Source organism: Falsiroseomonas selenitidurans, from assembly GCF_012103215.1.
GTDB lineage: Bacteria > Pseudomonadota > Alphaproteobacteria > Acetobacterales > Acetobacteraceae > Falsiroseomonas > Falsiroseomonas selenitidurans.
Window position 1 is genome coordinate 16,625 of the sequence record NZ_JAAVNE010000031.1, and the last position, 20,486, is coordinate 37,110.

General features: G+C 72.1%; 20 protein-coding genes and 1 pseudogene. 12 read left to right on the forward strand and 9 right to left on the reverse strand.

Translation table 11 applies throughout. The annotated features are described in order from the left end of the window. The first annotated feature begins 7 nt into the window (after positions 1 to 7). From HEQ75_RS17835 to HEQ75_RS17850, 4 genes are all read left to right on the forward strand, one after another. Positions 8 to 820 carry a GNAT family N-acetyltransferase gene (locus HEQ75_RS17835; RefSeq protein ID WP_168033160.1) on the forward strand — a complete coding sequence of 271 codons (813 nt, stop codon included), beginning with the start codon at positions 8 to 10 and terminating at the stop codon, positions 818 to 820. A gap of 74 nt (positions 821 to 894) precedes the next feature. Next, positions 895 to 1,905 (forward strand): Bug family tripartite tricarboxylate transporter substrate binding protein, encoded by a 1,011-nt coding sequence (locus HEQ75_RS17840; protein ID WP_168033162.1) that lies wholly within the window; start codon positions 895 to 897, stop codon positions 1,903 to 1,905. 139 nt (positions 1,906 to 2,044) lie between these two features. Further along, on the forward strand, positions 2,045 to 2,548 hold the full coding sequence (locus HEQ75_RS17845) for a tripartite tricarboxylate transporter TctB family protein (protein WP_168033164.1): 504 nt from the start codon (positions 2,045 to 2,047) through the stop codon (positions 2,546 to 2,548). Between the two features lie 10 nt (positions 2,549 to 2,558). Then, the gene (locus tag HEQ75_RS17850) at positions 2,559 to 4,067 is read left to right on the forward strand and encodes a tripartite tricarboxylate transporter permease (protein ID WP_328734300.1); all 1,509 of its coding nucleotides are present in this window, start codon (positions 2,559 to 2,561) and stop codon (positions 4,065 to 4,067) included. Here the strand turns inward: HEQ75_RS17850 and HEQ75_RS17855 are convergent, their stop codons facing one another. Next, positions 4,068 to 5,108 (reverse strand): alpha/beta fold hydrolase, encoded by a 1,041-nt coding sequence (locus HEQ75_RS17855; RefSeq protein ID WP_168033166.1) that lies wholly within the window; start codon positions 5,106 to 5,108, stop codon positions 4,068 to 4,070. 227 nt (positions 5,109 to 5,335) lie between these two features. Between HEQ75_RS17855 and HEQ75_RS17860 the strand changes: the two genes are divergently transcribed. From HEQ75_RS17860 to HEQ75_RS17870, 3 genes are all read left to right on the forward strand, one after another. Continuing rightward, the gene (locus HEQ75_RS17860; RefSeq protein WP_168033168.1) at positions 5,336 to 6,571 is read left to right on the forward strand and encodes an argininosuccinate synthase; all 1,236 of its coding nucleotides are present in this window, start codon (positions 5,336 to 5,338) and stop codon (positions 6,569 to 6,571) included. A gap of 144 nt (positions 6,572 to 6,715) precedes the next feature. Then, a complete protein-coding gene (locus HEQ75_RS17865; RefSeq protein ID WP_168033170.1) occupies positions 6,716 to 8,605 on the forward strand; it encodes a transglycosylase domain-containing protein in 1,890 nt (629 codons plus the stop codon). A 14-nt stretch (positions 8,606 to 8,619) separates the two neighbouring features. Beyond that, positions 8,620 to 9,204 carry a histidine kinase dimerization/phospho-acceptor domain-containing protein gene (locus HEQ75_RS17870; protein WP_168033172.1) on the forward strand — a complete coding sequence of 195 codons (585 nt, stop codon included), beginning with the start codon at positions 8,620 to 8,622 and terminating at the stop codon, positions 9,202 to 9,204. Between the two features lie 86 nt (positions 9,205 to 9,290). Here the strand turns inward: HEQ75_RS17870 and HEQ75_RS29085 are convergent. From HEQ75_RS29085 to HEQ75_RS17890, 5 genes and pseudogenes are all read right to left on the reverse strand, one after another. Further along, positions 9,291 to 9,428 (reverse strand): annotated as a pseudogene (locus HEQ75_RS29085) (TetR/AcrR family transcriptional regulator); the annotation flags it as partial. A 123-nt stretch (positions 9,429 to 9,551) separates the two neighbouring features. Further along, positions 9,552 to 11,225 (reverse strand): gamma-glutamyltransferase family protein, encoded by a 1,674-nt coding sequence (locus HEQ75_RS17875; protein WP_168033174.1) that lies wholly within the window; start codon positions 11,223 to 11,225, stop codon positions 9,552 to 9,554. A gap of 18 nt (positions 11,226 to 11,243) precedes the next feature. Beyond that, on the reverse strand, positions 11,244 to 12,224 hold the full coding sequence (locus tag HEQ75_RS17880; RefSeq protein WP_168033176.1) for a hydroxyacid dehydrogenase: 981 nt from the start codon (positions 12,222 to 12,224) through the stop codon (positions 11,244 to 11,246). Positions 12,225 to 12,234: 10 nt separating this feature from the next. After that, positions 12,235 to 12,828, reverse strand: a complete 594-nt coding sequence (locus HEQ75_RS17885) for a thiamine pyrophosphate-dependent enzyme (protein WP_168033178.1) — start codon at positions 12,826 to 12,828, stop codon at positions 12,235 to 12,237. Positions 12,829 to 12,831: 3 nt separating this feature from the next. Further along, positions 12,832 to 13,383 carry a thiamine pyrophosphate-binding protein gene (locus HEQ75_RS17890; protein ID WP_168033180.1) on the reverse strand — a complete coding sequence of 184 codons (552 nt, stop codon included), beginning with the start codon at positions 13,381 to 13,383 and terminating at the stop codon, positions 12,832 to 12,834. Between the two features lie 74 nt (positions 13,384 to 13,457). Between HEQ75_RS17890 and HEQ75_RS17895 the strand changes: the two genes are divergently transcribed. Together HEQ75_RS17895 and eutC are read left to right on the forward strand one after the other, a co-directional pair. After that, the gene (locus HEQ75_RS17895) at positions 13,458 to 14,813 is read left to right on the forward strand and encodes an ethanolamine ammonia-lyase subunit EutB (protein WP_168033182.1); all 1,356 of its coding nucleotides are present in this window, start codon (positions 13,458 to 13,460) and stop codon (positions 14,811 to 14,813) included. After that, entirely contained in the window at positions 14,810 to 15,556 is a 747-nt protein-coding gene (gene eutC, locus HEQ75_RS17900) for an ethanolamine ammonia-lyase subunit EutC (protein WP_168033184.1), read from the forward strand. Before HEQ75_RS17895 ends, eutC begins: the two co-directional genes overlap by 4 nt. On the opposite strand, the gene HEQ75_RS17905 is transcribed toward eutC, so the two are convergent. The 3 genes from HEQ75_RS17905 to HEQ75_RS17915 are packed head-to-tail and all read right to left on the reverse strand — an operon-like array spanning position 15,538 to position 17,423. Then, complete coding sequence (locus HEQ75_RS17905) at positions 15,538 to 15,864, reverse strand: cupin domain-containing protein (RefSeq protein WP_168033186.1); 327 nt, start codon at positions 15,862 to 15,864, stop codon at positions 15,538 to 15,540. The two genes, eutC and HEQ75_RS17905, sit on opposite strands and share 19 nt — an antisense overlap. Continuing rightward, entirely contained in the window at positions 15,861 to 17,213 is a 1,353-nt protein-coding gene (locus tag HEQ75_RS17910) for an amidase (RefSeq protein WP_168033188.1), read from the reverse strand. Before HEQ75_RS17910 ends, HEQ75_RS17905 begins: the two co-directional genes overlap by 4 nt. Positions 17,214 to 17,267: 54 nt before the next feature. After that, positions 17,268 to 17,423 carry a hypothetical protein gene (locus HEQ75_RS17915; RefSeq protein WP_168033190.1) on the reverse strand — a complete coding sequence of 52 codons (156 nt, stop codon included), beginning with the start codon at positions 17,421 to 17,423 and terminating at the stop codon, positions 17,268 to 17,270. A 198-nt stretch (positions 17,424 to 17,621) separates the two neighbouring features. Between HEQ75_RS17915 and HEQ75_RS17920 the strand changes: the two genes are divergently transcribed. The 3 genes from HEQ75_RS17920 to HEQ75_RS17930 all read left to right on the forward strand — a co-directional run bounded on the left by HEQ75_RS17920 (position 17,622) and on the right by HEQ75_RS17930 (position 20,471). Further along, entirely contained in the window at positions 17,622 to 18,554 is a 933-nt protein-coding gene (locus HEQ75_RS17920; protein WP_235961889.1) for a TRAP transporter substrate-binding protein, read from the forward strand. Between the two features lie 96 nt (positions 18,555 to 18,650). After that, positions 18,651 to 19,166 carry a TRAP transporter small permease gene (locus HEQ75_RS17925; RefSeq protein WP_168033194.1) on the forward strand — a complete coding sequence of 172 codons (516 nt, stop codon included), beginning with the start codon at positions 18,651 to 18,653 and terminating at the stop codon, positions 19,164 to 19,166. 6 nt (positions 19,167 to 19,172) lie between these two features. Beyond that, positions 19,173 to 20,471, forward strand: a complete 1,299-nt coding sequence (locus HEQ75_RS17930) for a TRAP transporter large permease (protein WP_168033196.1) — start codon at positions 19,173 to 19,175, stop codon at positions 20,469 to 20,471. Positions 20,472 to 20,486 lie beyond the last annotated feature (15 nt).

Here is a 20,486-nt window from a genome sequence, read left to right on the forward strand (position 1 = left end):
TGCCCGGATGTTCGCCTTCCGCGCCGCCATCCCGGAGGATCTGCCGCGCGCCACCGCGCTGTCCGCGCGCATCGGCTGGAACCAGGTGGCGGCCGATTGGGCGTTTTTCCTGGACCATGGCGCGATCCGGGTGCTGGAGGATGCCGACCCCGACTGCCTGGCCGCCAGCGCCGCGCTGCTGCCGCATGGCGACCGGCTGGCCTGGATTTCCATGGTGCTGGTGCGGCCGGACCAGCGGCGGCGCGGCCTGGCCAGCGCCCTGCTGCGCTGGGCGATGGATGCGCGGCCCGGCGTGACCCTGGCGCTGGATGCGACGCCGGCCGGCCGGCTGGTCTACGCGCCGATGGGCTTTCAGGAGATCTTCGGCTTCACCCGCTGGCTGCTGCCCGGCCCGCTGCCGCCGGTGAGGGGATCCCTGGTGCGGCCGATGGTGGCGGCGGATTGGCCCGCGGTGCTGGCGCAGGATGCAGCGACCTTCGGCGCGCCGCGCGCGGACCTGCTGCGCCGTTTCGCCGCCCGCGCCCCCGCCTTCGTCGCCCCGGGCGGCTTCGTGCTGGCGCGCGACGGGCTGCGCACGCCGCAGATCGGCCCGCTGGTCGCACCCGATGCCGCCACCGCCGCCGCGCTGCTGGCCGCGGCGCAATCCGCGCTGGGCGTGCCGGCGGTGCTGGACCTGAAGGATTCCGCCATGGAACTGGCCCAACGCCTGGCCGAAGCGGGCGCCACGCCGCAGCGCCCCTTCACCCGAATGGCGATCGGCCCGATGCCGGCGCTGCAATGCCATGAAAACTTTGTCCTGGCCGGACCGGAGTTCGGTTGACGTCGGCGGCAAAGCGGCATCACCATCCAGGTAACCGGTGGGTTACCACCAAACAGGGGAGGCTGGGTATGAGCATGTCCACCACACGCAGGACGCTTCTGGCGGCGGGCGCCGCCACGCTGGCCGCGCCGTCGCTGTCACGCGCGCAGGGCGGCTGGCGGCCGGACCGGCCGGTGACCATCATCGTGCCCTGGGCCGCCGGCGGCTCCACCGACCAGATGGCGCGGATCGTGGCGACGGAGCTGGAAGCGGCGCTGGGCCAGCGTTTCGTGGTGGTGAACCAGCCCGGCGCCTCCGGCTCCATCGGCACCCGCAACGCGCTGGAAGCGGCCAAGGACGGCATGACCTGGGCCGCCGGCGCCGCCGTCGATGTCGGCTGCTACAAGGTGCTGGGCCTGCTGGACACGCAGCTGAAGGACTGGAACCTGTACTTCGCGGTGGCCAATGTGAACGTGCTGGTCGCCAACCCGGCCGCCGGCTACCGCGATTTCGCCGCGGCGCTTGAGGCGCTGAAGGCGCGCGGCCAGGGCGTCTCGGTGGCCACCGCCGGCGTCTCCTCCGCCGGGCACAACATGATGGAGGCGATCCGCGCCGCATCCCAGGTGCAGTACCGCCACGCCACCTATGATGGCGGCAACCCGGCGATGATCGCGACCGTCAGCGGCGAGACGCCGATGGGCGCGGTGCTGCTGGTGGAAGCCGCCGAGATGATCCGCGCCCGCCGCCTGGTGCCGCTGGCAGTGCAGTCCGAACAGGCGGTCACGCTGCAGGGGGTGGGGGAGATCCCCTCGATCCGCCGCTGGCTGCCCTCCATCCCCGCGCCGCTGAACTATTTCGGCATCTGGACGCCGAAGGGCGTGCCGGAGAATGTGGTCGCCACCATGAACCAAGTCTGGGCGGAGAAGATCGCCAACAGCCAGCGGCTGAAGGACTACGCCAACCAGCGCGCCGCCGTCTTCGCGCCGCTGTCCGGCCAGAACGCCTATGACGAGGCGTGGAAGATGGTGCGCCAGACCGCCTGGCTGTACTTCGATGGCGGCAAGGCCCGCGTCAGCCCCGATACGCTGGGCATCGCCCGGCTTTGAGCGGGCCTGAGAGTTTGTCGATGAATGCCCGCAAGCGCCAGAGGCGCAGGAAAAATCCCAACGATTTCAGCGGGCATTGATGCACAAGCTCGATTCTTCCCCACGCTCTGAGGCGGGGGAGGGGGAAACCCCTCTCCCCATGGACAGGGCGCCGCTGCCGCCGCGGGTGGACCTCTACACCGCGGCGGTGCTGCTGGCGCTGGGGCTGGGCGTGATGGCGCTGGCCTGGCGCATGCCGACCTTCGTCGAGCAGTCCGGCACCGGCCTGACCGCGCCCGGCATCGTGCCCGGCTTCCACGGCACCGTCATCGCGCTGCTGTCCGTGCTGCTGGCGCTGCGGGCGATCCGCCGCGGCGCGCTACGCGGCGACGTGGCGCATCCACCGGCCTGGGGGAAAGGCGATGCCCGGCAGCTGGGCACGGCGGCGGGGCTCGGCGTGCTGTATGCCGGCTTCCTGGTGGGCACGCTGCCCTTCTGGATGGCCACCGCACTGTTCGTCTTCGCCTTCACCGCCGCCTTCGAATGGCCGGAGCATGGCGCGCGCCGCCCGCGCCGCCTGGTGGAGGCCGCGCTGCTGGGCCTGGCCGCCGGTGGCGCCGTGACCCTGGTGTTCGAACGCATCTTCCTGGTCCGCCTGCCATGAGCCTCGCCGCGTGAACAATCCCCTCACCATGCTGGGCGACGGCTTCGCCCATGTGCTGCAGGGCGGCGCCATTTTCCATGCCTTCTGGGCGGTGCTGATCGGCATCGTCGTCGGTGCCCTGCCGGGGCTGACGGCCACCATGGGCGTCGCGCTGCTGACCACGCTGACCTTCACCATGGGCCCGCAGGTGGCCATGCTGGTGCTGGTCTGCGTCTATGTCGGCGCCATCTATGGCGGCAGCCGGTCTGCCATCCTGCTGAACATCCCGGGCACTCCGGCTTCCGCCGCCTCGACGCTGGATGGCTTTCCGCTGGCCCGCCAGGGCCAGGCGGGGCGGGCGATGGGCATCTCCACCCTGGGGTCCTGGTTCGGCACGCTGTTCGGCACGCTGATCCTGGCCATGTTCGCGCCCAGCTTCGGCGAATTCGCGCTGCAATTCGGCAGCTACGAGATGTTCTGGGTGGCGCTGTTCGGGATCATCATCGCCGGCAGCCTCTCCGGCGGCGACCCGTTGAAGGGCTACATCGCCGGCTTTCTCGGCCTGCTGGTGGCCACCGTGGGGCAGGAGACCAACCACGCCTATCCACGCTTCGCCTTCGGCAATGCGGACCTGGCCGGCGGGCTGGGGCTGCTGCCGGTGCTGGTCGGCGTGTTTGGCGTCTCCGAGGTGCTGAACGCCATGCGCGGCCCGGCCGTGAAGGCGGTGGCGGGGAAGATCGACAGCGTCATCCCGCGGCTGTCCGACGTGACGCAGTACTGGCGCACCATCCTGCGCTCCGGCGCGCTGGGCACCTTCATCGGCGCCATGCCCGGCCTGGGCGAGGATATCGCCGCCTGGACCAGCTATGCGGCGGCCAAGCGGGCGAGCAAGGAGAAGGAGAAGTTCGGCCGCGGCAGCGTCGAGGGGTTGATGGCCGCCGAGACCGGGGAGAGCGCCTGCGTGCCCGGCGCCATCATCCCGGTGCTGACGCTGGCCGTGCCCGGCTCCGCCCCCGCCGCCGTGCTGATGGCGGCGATGATGATCCACGGGCTGAACCCCGGGCCGATGCTGGCGATCACCGCGCCGGAATTCATCTACCAGATCGTCGCCATGCTGGTGGTGGCGGATGTGGTGAAGCTGGTCTACGGGCTGATCCTGGTGAAGCCGCTGCTGTGGGTGCTGCTGATCCCGCGGGCGCGGCTGATGCCGGTGATCTTCGTGCTGTGCACGGTCGGCGCCTTCGCCATCACCTCCCGCCTGTTCGACATCTGGGTGATGCTGGGCGCCGGGCTGGTGGGCTTCATCCTGCGCGAATTGCGCTTTCCGATGGCGCCGCTGGTGCTGGGCATCGTGCTGGGCGAATTGCTGGACAAGAATCTGCTGCGCGGCCTGGTGCTGACCGGCGGCGATGTCTCGCCCTTCTTCACCCGGCCGATCAGCATGGCGCTTTGCGCGCTGACGCTGCTGGCGGTGGCCTGGGCCATTCCGGGCTTCGTGCCGCGGGTGCTGGGGCTGTTCCGGCGGCGGCGGGTCGCCTGATCAGCACCCCGCGCGCCGACCCTCCGCGAAGTGCAGCAGGCAATCCGCGTAGCGCAGGGTGAAGCGCCACTCGCTGCCGGCGCCATGGCCATGCAGGCCGGGCGGACGGTCCAGCAGCAGAAGCCCGGCGGTGCGCGGCGCCAGCCGGGCGAAGGCCGCGGCCCGGCCTTCCGGGTCCGGTGCGTATTCATCGCCCTCGAAGGTCGCCACCGCCACACGCGTGCCCGGCGCCCGGGCCGCGGCGACGATGCGGGAGAGGTCGTCCAGCGCCCAGCGATGCGCCGGGCTGCCCGTCGGGCCATGCGCGGCCGGGGCGATGGCGATTACCGCATCGGCCCGGCCCGGCGCATCCAGCGCCGAGAGCGCGTCCCAGGCGCCACGGGACTGGCCGGCGGCGACCACGCGCGCATAGCCCTGCGCCCGCAGCGCGGCCAGCGCCAGGCGCATCCGCTGGGCGCCGGCGGCGGTTTCATCCGTCGCCGGCTCCCGGTCCAGGCGCAGCACGTCGTAGCCGGCATTGTTGAAGGCGCGGGCATGCGGCTGCGGCTGGCTGCCGCGGCTGTCGGCGCCGCCGGCGGCGCGGCCATGCGCCCAGAGATAGGCGCCGCGTGCCGCCTGGGGCCCCTGCCACAGGAAGCGCCCATCCGGCACCAGCGCCCAGCCCGGCCCTTCGGCCAGGGGAAGATCGGGGGCATCCGGCGCCGCTTCCGGCCGCGCCGGCCACACCACGTCCAGGTCCTGCGCATAAAGGCGGCAGGCCACGCCGCCATAGGCCGCGCAGTTGGACAGCGCCCGCTCGGCAGTGGCTTCCTGGTCGTCGGCTATGGCCGAGGCCCAGCCCCAGGCGCCGTTGGCCGAGACCGCATAGGCGCGCGGCGTCGCCTGCAGCAGGAAAAGCCCGTAATCGGCCTGCCCCACCCTGCCCACATGCGGCACGCGGCTGGCGTCGAGGAGGGCTGGCGGCTCGGCATGCAGCGCCCCCCCGGCGGAGATCGCCAGGACCAGGCCGAGGAGCACGAAGCGGTGCAGGGTCTTCAACATGCCGTGAAGCCATGCAACCAAACTGCAATTCGCCTGTCCAGCGCAATTCCGCGGTCGATTCAGGGTTCGGTCACGACCTTGCCCGAATGGGCGGCGCCGCCGGGTTTTCGCTGCCCAGGCCCTGGACAGGGCCGCCGGCCCTTGCCCCGCGGCGGCAGGACCGGCATGTTCCGCCCCCTTTCCGGGGGCCGGTCGTGGACCCGCCCCGGCCGACCAGGGGACCCCCGATGCGCGTCAAGGACGTGAAGAAGGTCGTGCTCGCCTATTCCGGCGGGCTCGACACCAGTGTGATCCTGAAGTGGTTGCAGACCACCTATCGCTGCGAGGTGGTGACCTTCACCGCCGATCTCGGCCAGGGGGAGGAGCTTGGCCCGGCACGCGACAAGGCGCTGCTGCTCGGCATCAAGCCCGAGAACATCTTCATCGACGATTTGCGCGAGACCTTCGTGAAGGACTTCGTCTTTCCGATGTTCCGCGCCAATGCGCTGTATGAGGGCTGCTACCTGCTCGGCACCTCCATCGCCCGGCCGCTGATCTCCCAGCGCCAGATCGAGATCGCGGAGGCCGTGGGCGCCGATGCCGTGGCGCATGGCGCGACCGGCAAGGGCAACGACCAGGTGCGGTTCGAGATCGGCTACTACGCGCTGAAGCCGGACATCAAGATCATCGCCCCCTGGCGCGAATGGGAGCTGACCAGCCGCACCGCGCTGATCGCCTTCGCCGAGCAGCACCAGATCCCGATCGCCAAGGACAAGCGCGGCGAGAGCCCGTTCAGCGTCGATGCCAACCTGCTGCACTCCTCCTCTGAAGGAAAAATCCTGGAGGAGCCCTGGGATGCGCCGGATGAGATGGTGTGGCAGCGCACCGTCAGCCCGATGGACGCGCCCGACGCAGTGACGGAAATCACCGTCGAGTTCGAGCGTGGCGACGCCGTCGGCATCAATGGCGAGCGCATGTCGCCCGCCACGCTGCTGACCAGGCTGAACGCGCTGGGCAAGGAGAACGGCATCGGCCGGCTCGACCTGGTGGAGAACCGCTTCGTCGGCATGAAGTCCCGCGGCTGCTACGAGACGCCGGGCGGCACCATCCTGCACACGGCGCACCGGGCGATGGAATCCATCACGCTGGACCGCGAGGCCGCGCACCTCAAGGACAGCCTGATGCCGCGCTATGCGGAGATCATCTACAACGGCTTCTGGTTCAGCCCGGAACGCCGGATGCTGCAGGCGCTGATCGACGAGAGCCAGCACAGCGTGTCGGGCACGGTCCGCCTCAAGCTGTACAAGGGCAACTGCATCGTCACCGGCCGGCAATCCCCGAACAGCCTGTATTCGATGAAGCACGTGACCTTCGAGGACGACCAGGGCGCCTACGACCAGTTCGACGCCCAGGGTTTCATCAAGCTGAACGCGCTGCGGCTGCGGCTGGGTGCCATGGCGGGCCGGCGCGGCGGGGCACTGTAGAAGAGGTCGCGGCGGCGCCCTGCGGGTTGGGGGCGCCGCCGCCCGCGGGCCATCGCCAGCCCGTAACGGCAGGCTTTGGAATCAACAGGTTCGGACGCAGGATTTGCGTTCCCTGGCAGGCAAATTGCGCTAAGCCTCCCGGCCATGGCCCGCACCGCCCGCCCGCGCTCCGCCGCTGAACGCCCCGCCGCCAGCCGCCCCGCGGCGCCGCCGGCGGCCGACCGGGTGGCGCCGGCACTGGCCCCCCGCGCTCGCAAGGCCTTTCGCTGGCTGCGGCTGGCAGTGCTGGTCTGCGTCTGGGGCAGCCTGGCCGCCGCCGCCACGCTGCTGGTGCTGATCTGGGACCTGCCGCGCACCGACATCGCGCTGAGCCAGACCCGCCGCGCCGGCGTCACACTGGAAGCCGCCAACGGCACCATCATCGCCACCGCCGGCGACGTGCACGGCCAGATCGTCCGCCTGCGCGACCTGCCGGCGCATCTGCCGGCGGCGCTGCTGGCGATCGAGGATCGCCGCTTCCGCGACCATTTCGGCCTGGACCCCATCGGCATCGCCCGCGCCGCCTGGGTGAATTATTCGACCGGGCAGATCACCCAGGGTGGCTCCACCCTGACGCAGCAGCTGGCCAAGAACCTGTTCCTGACGCCGGAGCGCAGTTTCCGCCGCAAGGCGCAGGAAGCCGTCATGGCGCTGTGGCTGGAATGGCGCTTCAGCAAGGACGAGCTGCTGGAGATCTACCTCAACCGCGTCTATCTCGGCGCCGGCGCCTTCGGCGTGGACGCCGCCGCGCGGGTCTATTTCGGCATCCCGGCCACGCGGCTGAACCTGTGGCAATCCGCCATCCTCGCCGGCCTGCCCAAGGCGCCGTCCCGCCTCAACCCGCGCACCGCGCCGGACGCCGCGGCCGGCCGGGCGGCGGAAGTGCTGGGCGCGATGGCCGAGACCGGCTTCCTCACCCGGCAGGAAGCCACCCTGGCGGCGGAGCGCATCCAGATCCCGCCGCGGCCTTCGCGCGATTCCGGCTGGTTCGCCGATTGGGCGATCGACGACCTCGCCTCCCGCTTCCCCGGCAATGCCGATCTGGTGCTGCGCACCTCGCTGGACCTGCGGGTGCAGGCGGTGGTGGAGGCGCGGCTGGAGGCGCTGCTGGCCGGCCCTGGCGCGCGCGCCGGCGTCGGCCAGGGCGCGGTGGTGGTGATGGAGGCGGAAACCGGCCTGGTGCGCGCCATGGCCGGTGGCCGCGACTACCGGCGCAGCCAGTTCAACCGCGTCACCCAGGCACGGCGCCAGCCCGGCTCCGCCTTCAAGCCCTTCGTCTTCCTCGCCGCCATGGAAGCCGGCGCCTTCCCGCAGGATCGCGTCGCGGATGGCCCGATCAGCCTGGGTGGCTGGCGCCCCGGCAATGGCGGCTGGCGCAGCCAGGGCGAGATCACGCTGGAGGAGGCGCTGGCCCATTCCGTGAATACCGCGGCGGTGCGGGTGCTGGCGCGGGGCGGCGGGGCGCGGGCGGTGACCGACCTGGCGCAGCGCTTCGGCCTGCCCGGCCCCTTCCCGCGCGATGCCACGCTGGCGCTCGGCACCGGGGAGGTGACGCTGCTCGACCTCGTCGCCGCCTATGCGCCCTTCGCCAATGGCGGGCTGCTGCCGGAGCCGCGCGGCCTGGTCGCCGCCCGCGCCGATGGCCGCGCCGTGCCGGTGGGCCGCCCCACCTTGCTGCGCGTCACCACGGCGGAGCGGGCAGGGGCGATGCGGCGGATGCTGGAGGCGGTGGTGGCGCGTGGCACTGGCCGTGCGGCGCAGCCGCCGGGCGCCGCCCCGGTGGCCGGCAAGACCGGCACGACGCAGGATTTCCGCGACGCCTGGTTCATCGGCCTGGCGCCGGCAGCGGAGGGCGCGCGGGTGATCGGCATCTGGCTGGGCAATGACGATGCCACGCCGATGCAGGATGTGCGCGGCGGCACGCTGCCGGCGCGGCTGTTCCGCGACATCCTCGAGACCCTTGCCCGCCCGGCCGCCGCGACGGCCGCGCGATGATGGAGCCATGCACCTTGACCGAGGACGCCGCCGCGCAGCGGCAGGAAAGGCTGCGCCGCGCCGCGCCTGCCGTGCAGCACGAGATCAACAACGCCATGATGGTGCTGGCGGCCAATCTGGACCTGCTGAACCGCAGCGTGGCCGAGGGCGCGCCGCGCCGGCAGTTGGACCGCGCCGTGCTGGCCAGCCGGCGGCTGGAGGAGACGATCCGCGGCTTCCTCGACATGGCGCGCCGTGAGGCGGTGGAGCTTGCGCTGGTCTCCCCGGCGGAAGTGCTGCGCCAGGCGCTGCCGCTGCTGCGCGTGGCGCTGGGCGCGCGGCTGGGCGCGGAGCTGGAGGCGCCGGAGATGCTGCCTGCCGTGCGGCTGGACCGCGCGGCGCTGGAGATCGCCCTGCTGGCCCTGGCGCAGGACGCCGCCCCGCGCATGCCCAATGGCAGCCGGATCCAGGCCCGGCTGCGTGATGCGGGCCCGACGGTGGAGCTGGAACTGGCATGGCCGGAGGGGGCGGACCCCGGCGGGCTGGCGCTGCTGCGGGCCTGCTGCGCGCGGCTGGAAGCGCAGGGGAATGGCTGCGTGCTGGTGTGGGAGAAGGGGTAGGGCGGCCGGCGCAGCTTCCCATCGATCGAATCGGGCAGCAGCGCCCATCCGCCGGCAAGGCCGCGAAACGCCCCGGCGGCTTCGGGATCGAGCGGCTTGAGGATCCCCAGCGCGACTGTCGCCTGGACGGTCCGCATCGTCGCCTGCAGGCAGCCATCCTGGCTGGGCCAGCGGGAGGGATCGCCCAGGACCGCGGGGCCGTTGAGCGGCACGAGGCGCGGCATCCGGCTGAAGCGCCATCTCGGCCCGGGCGGGAGGCCGGCCCCGGCGGTCGGTTCGTCCGTCGAGGCGGCCGCGCGTCGCCTTGCACCGCGAAGGCCGACCTGGCGGCGCGGATCAGCCCGCTGCTACTCCCCTTTCGCCACCCCGTCCCGCCGCGGATCCGCCGCCCCCTCCAGCGTCCCGTCGGGCAGCCGCCGGATCACCTGCAGCCCGGTGTTCATCACGGCGACCCGGGGCGTGTGGCCCATCGCCGCCAGGGCCTCGGCCAGCCCGGCCAGCGCCGTGCCCTGCTCCAGCTCCTCCGTCCCGGTCTGCGCGCCGATGCGCGGCCGGGCGGTGGCGCGCTCGGCATCCGCGCCATGCACCAGCACCTCGATCACCGCGGCGGCCACCGCATCCGGGATGCGCGACCCGCCGCCGGCGCCCAGCACCAGGTCGGGCCGCCCATCGGCGCCGAACACCAGGGTGGGCGCCATGGTGGAGACCGGCCGCTTGCCCGGCGCCATGCGGTTCTGGGCCGGGTGGTCGGCGGGGCCGGGGTTGGCGGCGAAATTGGTCATGCCGTTGTTCAGCACCACGCCCATGGCCAGCAGCTCGGCGCCGAAGTTCAGGTTGTTCGTGGTGGTGAAGGCCACCGCATTGCCCTGGGCGTCCAGGATGGAAACCTGCGTCGTCGCCGTCTCCGCCACCGGGTCGCTGGCGGCGGGCAGGGCGCCGTGGCGCTGCGGCGGGTCCCCGGCCGCCACGCGCGCCATGGCGCGGTCGGGCGTGGCCAGGGCGGCGCGCTGGTCGAGATAGGCGGCATCCAGCAGCCCGGCCAGCGGCACCGCCACCGCATCCGGGTCGCCCACCCAGCGGCGCCGGTCGGCCGTGGCCAGGCGGCTGGCTTCCAGGAAGATGTGCGCCGCCGCCGCCGAATCGCGCGCCGCGCGGGCGATGCCCAGCCGCTCCGCGATCGCCACCGTCTGCAGAACCGCCACCCCGCCGGAGGAAGGCGGCGCGGCGGTGCAGATGCGGCGCGCCAGCACCAGGGCGCAGAGCGGCGTGCGCTCCACGGCGCGATAGGCGGTGAGGTCCGCCAGGGTCATCCAGCCCGGCACGGGATGCGCCGCGGCGGCCGCGACGACAGCCTCGCCCAGCGCCCCGCCATACAGCGCCGCCGGGCCCCCCGCCGCCAGCAGCCGCAGGGCGCGGCCCTGTTCCGGGTTGCGGAAGGGTGCGCCGGCGGCCAGCGGCTCCCCGGCCGCGTCGAAATACAGCGCGCGGATCGCCGGCACGCGGCGCAGCTCCGCCGCGCGGTTGCGGATCACCTGCGCCAGGTAGGGCGGCAGGGGGAAGCCTTCCTCTGCCAGGCGGATGGCTGGCGCGAACAGCCCCGCCCAGGGCAGGCGCCCCTGCGCCGCATGGGCCAGGGCCAGCGCCGCGACCGACCCCGGCACGGCAACCGCACGGCCGGACCGGGCGGCGGTGGCCGGGCCGATGCCCGGCTCCACCAGCCGGTCGCCGGCGGCGGCCGGCGCGCTGGCCAGGCCCTCGTAGAAGTGCAGCCGGCCGGCACCCTGGTCCCAGGCCAGCAGGAAGGCGCCGCCGAACAACCCGCTGGCATGCGGCTCCGCCACCGAGAGCGCCGCCTGGGCGGCGACGGCGGCATCCACCGCGCTGCCGCCCTGGCGCAGGATGGCGAGGGCCGCCTCCGTCGCCTGCGGGCTGGCGGTGGCCACCATCTGGCGCGGCGCCCGCGCCGGCTCCGCCAGGGCAGGGGGGGCGAGAAGCAGGCAGGCCAGCAGCAGGCGGCGCATGGGGTCGGTTCCTCGGGCTCAGTTCCTGCGGGGCAGGATCTCGGCATTGACCACGATATCCGGGTCCAGCGTGCCGGCGAAGCAGGAGAGCACCGCCGCCGCCGAATCCAGCGCCATGCGCCGCAGCCCTTCCGCCGTGCTGGCGGCGACATGCGGCGTCATGATGAGGTTGGGGGTGGACAGCAGGCTGATCGGCGCCTCCACCGGTTCCTCCTCGAACACGTCGATGCCGGCGGCGGAGAGGTGGCCGGCCCGCAGCGCGGCTTCCAGCGCCACCTGGTCCACGACGGTGCCGCGGGCGGTGTTCACCAGCACGGCGCCGGACTTCATCTGCGCCATGAAGGCGGCATCGATCATGTTGCGGGTGGCCGGGCCGCTCGGCACATGCACCGTCACGATGTCGGCGCGCGCGGCGGCCTCCGCGGCGTCGTCCACCGGTTCGAACCCCAGGCCGCGGATGCTGCCCTTGCCGATGTTGGGATCGCGCACCAGCACCTGCATGCCGAAGGCGGCGCACAGCTTCGCCACGCGGGTGCCGATGCGCCCGAAGCCCACCACCAGCACCGTCTTGCCGGCCAGGTCGAAGGTCGGCAGGCCGGGCTGTGCGCCCCAAAGCGGCGTCGCTGCGCGCATGTTGGCGTTGAATGCGGTCAGCTTGCGGGCGCAGGCCAGCATCATCATCAGCGCGTGTTCGGCGACGGAGACGGCATTGGCTTCCGGCGTGATGGTCAGCGGGATGCGCCGTTCCGTCAGCGCCGCCACGTCCACGATGTCATAGCCGACGCCGTGGCGGGCCAGGATCTTCAGGTTGGGGCAATGCGAAAGGAAGGGCCGGTCGATGCGGATGGTGCGCACGATCAGCGCATCCGCCTTCGGCAGGTTGGCGGCCAGGCTTTCGGGCGAGATGTCCATCAGCACATCGACGGTGACGCCGGGCGTCGCGCGCATCCGCGCGATGGCTTCCTCGTGGATCGGGCGGACGCAGATCACATGCGGCATGGGGTGGCCTTCACAACTGGTGGTGCGCGGTGGGGCCGAGCACGGCTTCGCGCATCCGCGCCTGCAGGATGGACCCGTCGCGCGGCGGCAGCACCAGCGGCAGGTTGCCGGGCGCGATCTTCTGCACCGCGAAGACCGGCCCGCCGCCGGCATGGATCTGCGCCCGCAAGGCCGGCACCTCATCCAGGCGGGTCAGCGTGCGCGCACCCGCAAGGCCCGCGCCGCGCGCCATGGCGGCCAGGTCCACGCCATGCTTCGTCGCCGTCTCCTGGTTGCCCGTCTCGCTGTAATGCTCGTTGTCCAGCACGACGACGGAGAGATTCGGCGGCTTCTGCACCGCGATGGTGGCCATGGCGCCGAGCGCCATCAGCATCTCCCCATCGCCGGTGATCACCAGCACCTTCGCGGCAGGCTGCGCCAGCGCCAGGCCGAGGCCCATCATCGCCGCCCCGCCCATGCCGCCCCACAGCGGCAGGTTGCGCGGATGGTCGCCGATGGCGGTGATGTCCCAGGCGGAGGCGCCGAGGCCGGCGATCACCAGCAGGTCCCCACGGTCTTCAAGCAGGGCGCGCACCACGTCGCGCCGGTTCGGGTATTCGGCCATGGGTCAGTCCTTCCCGAAGGTCTTGGCGCCGATCAGGCGCTGGCCCAGAAGGGTCGCGGCGGGGCGAAAGGTGTTGAAGGCGAGCCGCAGCGTCGCATCCACCGTCTCCGCCACATCCTCGGGCCGATCCGCGCGGTGCACCAGCGTGCCCATGGCTTCCAGCACCGTCTGCGTCGCCTGGCCCATCGGCACCTGGGCCGGATTGAACTCGGCGAAGTCGCCGCGCATGGTCACGATCATCGGCAGCGGCGTGCGGTGGATATGCGACAGCGACAGCATGTTGATGCAGTTGCCGACGCCGGAGGACTGCATCAGCAGCACGCCCTTCACGCCGCCGAGCCAGGCGCCGCACAGCAGCGCCACGCCTTCCTCCTCCGTCGTCAGGGTGACCACGGTCATGGCGTTGTCGGCCAGGCAGCGGCGGATCAGCCGGCTGTGCCCGGCATCCGGCACCAGGGCCACCTGGGTGATGCCGTTGGCCTTCAGCGTGTCGTAGATCCGGTCGGGCCAATCGGCCGCCGCATCCGGCCGCATCTCCAGCTTGTCGCGATCCATTCCGGCGCTCTCTCCCCAGGGCCTTGTTGTGGCATCCTCCCCCCGGTGGGGCGGGCTGGCAAGGAGTGGGCGGCATGGGGTTCTCGGCGACGGTGGGCGGCACACGGCATGGCTTCGACGATCTGCGCCAGCTTCTGGCCTGCGCCACGCCCTTCCGCTCCGGCGATGCGCTGGCCGGCGTCGCGGCGGAAAGCGCGGCGCAGCGCGTCGCCGCCCAGCGGGCGCTGGCCGACCTGCCGCTGCGGCATTTCCTGTCCGAATCCGTGGTGCCCTATGAGGCGGATGAAGTCACCCGGCTGATCGTCGACAGCCACGAGCCCGCCGCCTTCGCCCCGATTGCGCACCTGACCGTCGGCGGCTTCCGGGACTGGCTGCTGGCCGCCGAGCCGGCTGACGTCACCGCGCTGGCCCCCGGCCTGACGCCGGAGATGGTGGCGGCCCTGTCAAAAATCTGCCGCTTGCAGGACCTGGTTTCGATCGCGGCGAAATGCCGGGTGGTGACGCGCTTCCGCAACACGCTCGGCCTGCCCGGCACGCTGTCCATCCGCCTGCAGCCGAACGACCCGGTGGACGACCCCAGGGGCATCGCCGCCCAGGTGCTGGACGGGCTGCTGCTGGGCGCCGGCGATGCGGTGATCGGGGTGAACCCGGCCACCGACAATGTGGACAATCTGTGCCGCGTGCTCGGCCTGCTGGATGCGGTGCGGGATCGCTACGCCATCCCCACCCAGACCTGCGTGCTGGCGCATGTCACCACCACGATGCTGGCGATGCAGCGCGGCGCGCCGGTGGATCTGGTGTTCCAGTCCATCGGCGGCACCCAGGGGGTGAATGAAAGCTTCGGCGTCTCGCTCTCCCTGCTGGCGGAGGCGCATGCGGCGGCGCTGGCGCTGGGCCGCGGCACGCTGGGCGACAATTGCCTGTATTTCGAGACCGGCCAGGGCAGCGCGCTTTCGGCGGGCGCGCATCACGGCGTGGACCAGCAGACGCTGGAAGCCCGCGCCTATGCCGTGGCGCGGCGCTTCCGCCCGCTGCTGGTCAATTCCGTGGTCGGCTTCATCGGCCCGGAATACCTGTACGACGGCAAGCAGATCACCCGGGCGGGGCTGGAGGACCACCTGTGCGGCAAGCTGCTCGGCCTGCCAATGGGGGTGGATGTCTGCTACACCAACCATGCGGAAGCCGACCAGGATGACATGGACAGCCTGCTGACGCTGCTCGGCGTGGCCGGCGTGACCTATGTGATGGGCGTGCCCGGCGCCGATGACACCATGCTGGCCTACCAATCCACCTCCTTCCACGATGGGCTCTATGTCCGCGCCGCGCTGGGCAAGCGCCCGGCGCCGGAATTCGAGGCCTGGCTGGCGCGCATGGGCCTGGCGGACCGCACGCCGGAGGCGCTGCCGATGGCCGTGGCGGGGCTGCTGTGACGGCGCCCACCCTGTGGCGCGACCTGCGCCGCCACACCGCCGCCCGCGTCGGGCTGGGGCGCGTCGGCAACGGCCTGCCCACCGCCGCGCATCTCGATTTCCAGGAAGCGCACGCCTGGGCGCGGGATGCCGTGTGGTCCACGCTGGACGTGCCGGCACTGGCCGCGGCGCTGGGTGCAACGGTGGTGGCCAGCGCGGCGCCGGACCGGCGCGGCTACCTGCTGCGCCCGGATCTCGGCCGCAGCCTGGCTTCGGGGGAGGCGGCGAAGCTGGCGCCGATGCCCGGCTGCTTCGCCCTGGTCGTCGCCGACGGGCTGTGTGCCACCGGCGTGCAGGCGCAGGCCCCGGCGCTGGTGCCGGCGCTGCAGGCGGGGCTGCACCGGGCGGGCTGGCAGGTGGCGCCGCCGGTCATCGCCACCCAGGCCCGCGTCGCGATCGGGGACGCCATCGGCGCGGCGCTGGGCGCGGCCATGGTCGCCGTGCTGATCGGGGAAAGACCGGGGCTTTCCGCGATGGACAGCCTGGGCATCTACCTGACCGCCGCGCCGCGCCCCGGCCGTAGCGATGCGGAGCGCAACTGCATCAGCAATATCCGCCCCGGCGGGCTGCCGGTGGCCGATGCCGTGGCCAAGCTCCTGTGGCTGGTGCAGGCGGCCCGCGCCCTGGGGCAGACCGGCGTGGCGCTGAAGGACGAACAGCCGGCGCTGCCGCTGCTGCCGGCGGATCAGCCCGGCGGCAGGTGAACCGCCAGCCACAGCGCCTCTGCGCTGGTCTCCGCCACCCGGTGTCGGCAATGCGCCGGCAGCACGGCCCAGTCGCCCGCCGCCATGGTGCGCGGCGGGCCCGCCGCGAAGGCAAGCACCGCGGTGCCGCGCAGCAGCAGCACGAATTCCGTGCCTTCCTGGTCGTACCAGAAGCCTTCCGCGCTGGCGGCGCGGTGGGAGGCGATGCGTTCCACCACCACGCCGCCCTCCGCCAGCAGCGTGGCGATGTGCTCCGCCCCCGGCGCCGGAGTCTCACCCTGGGTGAGGCTGCCGAAGCGCGGGGTCACGCGGCCAGCGCCGCCTCCACCGCCTGCGCCACGGCGAACAGCCGGGCGTCGCCGCCATGCTCGCCCATCAGCTGGAAGCCGACCGGTGCCTCGCCCGCACGGTGGCAGGGCAGGCTGATGGCGCAGCGGTCGAGGAAATTGGCCACCGCCGTGTTGCGCAGCAGCAGCAGGTTGATGCGGCCATACGCGGCCTCCTCCGCCACCGCCGCGATCGCCGGCGGCACCAGCGGGCAGGTGGGGGAGACGACGGCGTCGAAGCCCGCCGTGCGCGCCGCGAAGCCGGCGATGATCCGCGCCCGGTCCTGGCCGAGGGCGATGTACTCCGCCGCCGACATCTGCCCGCCGCGCAGGATGCGCGCCAGGATGCGCGGGTCGTAGCGGTCCCGCGCCCGTTCGATCAGGGGGCGATGCCAGGCGAAGGCCTCGCTGGCCGCATAGCCGCCGGTGGCATTGGCCTGGGGGATCTCGGCCAGTTCCGGCACCGACAGCGCCTCCACCCGCGCCCCGGCGGCGGAAAGCTTCGCCAGGGCGGCCTCGAAGGCGGTGGTCACGGCCGGGTCCCAGCCTTCGGTCACGTAGCCCTGCAGCACGCCCAGGCGCAGCCCGGCCACCGGCGGCGGCGCGGCAGGCGCGCGGGCTTCCTCGCCCGCCATCAGCGCGTCCAGCACGGCGCAGCAGGAAACCGTGTTGGCCAGCGGCCCCAGGCTGTCCAGCGTGAAGGACAGCGGCAGCGTGCCGGTCAGCGGCACGCGCTTCGCGGTGGGCTTCCAGCCGACGATGCCGCACAGCGCCGCCGGGATGCGGCAGGACCCGCCGGTGTCGGAGCCGAGGCCGGCGAAGCCCATGCCATCCGCCGTCGCCACCGCGGCGCCGGAGGAGGATCCGCCCGGCAGCCGCCCCGTCGCCCGGTCCCACGGGCTGCGCGGCGTGTCGAAATGCGGGTTGTGGCCGAGGCCGGAGAAGGCGAACTCCACCATGTTGGTGCGCCCCAGCACCACGAAGCCGGCGCGCTGCAGCCGGGCCACGCTGGGCGCGGTGGCGGCCGCCGGGGCCACGTCGGCCAGCGCGACGGAGCCGCCGCGGGTCTGCTGCCCGGCCTCGTCATACAGATCCTTGACGCTGATCGGGATGCCGGCCCAGGGGCTGGGCGCGCGGCCGGCGGCGCGCAGCGCGTCCATCGCCCGGGCGCTGGCCCGGGCGCTGTCCGCATGCACCACCAGGAAGGCGCGCCGGCCCTCGCCGTCCGCCTCCGCGATCCGCGCCAGGGCTTCCTCCACCAGCGCGGCGGCGGTGGTGCGGCCGGCGGCGAGGTCGGCGGCGGCTTCGGCGAGGCTGGGCATGGCGGGCATCCGGCAGGTTCGGCCGCGATGCTGCGCAGGACCGGCCGGTTCGGCAAGCCGTCCCTAGCCCTGGGCCGGCGGCGCCACCTGGTCATTGGCCGGCGGCACCTGCACGATCAGCTCCAGGACGGAGGGATAGATCAGGTAGCCGATGATCGCGGCCGGCAGCAGCCGCACCCCGCCGGCCGCCACTTCCTCAACCCCATTGTCCCGGTCCATGCTCGTCTCCATCGCCCCGGTACCGCAGCGCACAAGGCGGGGGTGGCGTTCCCGGGACGCGAATTGACAAAGCCGCGTGCTCGGGTTGTATGATGTCATATAACCCGCGGTCCGAAGGCTGCGGGATGGGGAAGGAGAGGATCGACAATGAAAGCGATGCGCGCGCTCCGCGCCGTGGCCCTCGCGGCTGCGGCCCTGTTGCCTTGGGTTCCCGCCACCGGCCAGGCGCAGGAATGGCGCGGCTGGAACATCCATGCCGCCGACTATCCCAATGGCCGCGGCCTGGACCGCTTCGGCGAGCTGGTGATGCAGCGGACCAACAACCGCATCCGCATGCGCACCTACCACTCCGCGCAGCTCGGCCAGCAGGACGAGGCGATCCAGCAGATGCGGCTGGGCTCCATCGACTTCGGCAACTTCAACCTCAGCCCCTTCAACAACCTGGCGCCGTCCACCAATGTGGTGACGCTGCCCTTCCTGTTCCGCAACGTGGCCCACAGCCACGCCGCCATCGACGGCATCGCGGGGGCGGAGATCGCCAAGGACCTGGAGGCGATCGGCATCATCGCGCTGGCCTGGTACGATGGCGGCGCGCGCAGCGTCTATTCCACCCGCCCGATCCGCACGCCTGCCGACATGCGCGGCCTGAAGATCCGCGTGCAGACCAGCGACCTGTGGATCGACCTGATGCGGGCGCTGGGCGCCAACCCGACGCCGCTGCCCTTCGGCGAGGTGTTCACCAGCCTGCAGTCCGGCGTCATCGACGCGGCGGAGAACAACTACCCGTCCTATGAGAGCACCCGGCATTTCGAGGTGGCGCGCTACTACACCACCACGGAACACTCCAACGTGCCGGAAGTGCTGGCCGTGTCGCAGCAGCGCTGGCGCCGGGCGAGCGAGGCGGAGCGCAACATCCTGCGCGACGCCGCCCGCGAATCCGCCACGCTGCAGCGCCAGCTCTGGGCGGAGCGGGAGCGCGTTTCGCGCCAGCGGGTCGAGGCGGCCGGCGTGACGGTCATCGAGCTGACCGACCGCAGCCCGTGGTCGGCGCTGATGGAGCCGGTCTATGCCAAGTATGCGGCGACGCCGCGGCTGTCCGGCATGGTGCAGGCGATCCGCGCGCTTCCCTGATCCGACGGCCTGATCGTGCCGGCATGACCACGAAAGGGGGGCGGCACGCCCGCCCCCCGGCCTGATCCCCTTCCCACACCCAGGACGCAGGACGCCATGGCGCTGTTCTCCCGCCTGCTCGATGCCTTCTCGCGCCTCGTCGTCATCGCTGCCGGCGTCGCGCTGGTGGGGCTGGTGGTGATGATGGGCTGGATGGTCTTCGGCCGCTACGTGCTGAACGACACGCCGACCTGGATCGAGCGCGCGGCGACGCTCTCCATTCTCTGCATCGCCCTGCCGGTGGCCGCGATCGGCGTGCGCGAACGCTTCCACCTCTCCGTGCTGGGGTTCCGGGAGGCGCTACCGATCGGCATCCAGCGCTGGATCTCGGTGGCCTGCGACGCGCTCGTGGGGCTGTTCGGCGTGGCCATGGTGGTCTGGGGCTGGCAGCTGGTCGAGATGGTGGGGCCCTTCAAGATCCCGCTGCTGGCGATCAGCCAGGGCTGGACCTATGCGCCGATGGTGCTGTGCGGCGGGCTGATCGCGCTGTTCTCGGTCGAGCATGTGCTGAAGGACATCACGCGCCCGGAGGGCCCCGAACAGCGTGGCGCCGCCGCGGCCTTCCTGGAGTAGCCTGACTTGGAAACCGGCCTGCTCATCATCTTCGGCATCTTCGTCCTCGGCATCGTCTCCGGCATTCCCGTCGCCTTCGTGCTCGGCATCGCCGCGGTGGCGGGCTTCCTGTACGAGGGCATCAACCCCGCCGTCGCCTTCCAGCAGATGGCCTCGGGGATGAGCATCTTCTCCCTCCTCGCCATCCCCTTCTTCGTCTTCGCGGGCGAGTTGATGATGCATGGCGGCATCGCCCGCCGGCTGATCTCGGTCGCGTCCTCCCTGTTCGGCTGGATGCGCGGCGGGCTCGGCGTGGTGAATGTCGCGACCTCCATGCTGTTCGGCGGCATCTCGGGCAGCGCCGTGGCGGATGCCTCCGCGCTCGGGACCATCCTGATCCCGGCGATGAAGCAGCGCGGCTACGGCACCGACTATTCGGTGAGCGTCACCGTCACCAGTTCCATCGCCGGCATCATGATCCCGCCCAGCCACAACATGATCCTGTATTCGCTGGCGGCCGGCGGCGGCGTCTCGGTCAGCGCGCTGTTCATCGCGGGCTTCGTCCCCGGCCTCATCATGTGCCTCTGCCTCGGCGTCGCCGCCTATTGGGTGGCGGTGCGGCGCGGCTATCCGGCGGAGCCCTTCCAGGGCTTCCGGCACATCCTGTGGACCTTCGTCGACGCGGTGCCGGGCCTTTTCACCGCCGTCATCATCCTGGGCGGCGTGCTGTCGGGCATCTTCACCGTCACGGAAAGCGCCGCCTTCGGCACCATCTGGGCTATCCTGGTCACCATCCTGGTGTACCGCAGCATGACCTGGGAGAGCTTCAAGGTCTGCGTCGCCGCCAGCGTGCGCACCTCCGCCGTGGTGTTCCTGCTGGTCGGCACGGCGACGGCCTTCGCCTACCTGCTGGCGCTGTACCGGCTGCCGGACCTGCTGACGGAGGGGATGCTTGCCATCAGCTCCAACCCCATCGTCATCCTGCTGATGATCAATGTCTGCCTGCTGTTGCTGGGCTGCGTCATGGACATGGCGGCGCTGATCCTCATCACCACGCCGATCTTCCTGCCCGTCGTCGTCGCCATCGGCATGGACCCGGTGCAGTTCGGCATGGTGATGATGATGAACCTGGGTCTGGGCCTGACCACGCCCCCGGTGGGGGCGGTGCTGTTCGTCGGCTGTGCCATCGGCAGGATCCCGATGGAGCGCATCCTGAAATCCATCCTGCCCTTCTATGCCGCCATCCTGCTGGCCCTGGCGCTGACCACCTACGTGCCGGCCATCTCCCTCACCCTGCCGAAGCTGCTGCTCGGCTATACCGGCTGAACCACCCGAGGATGC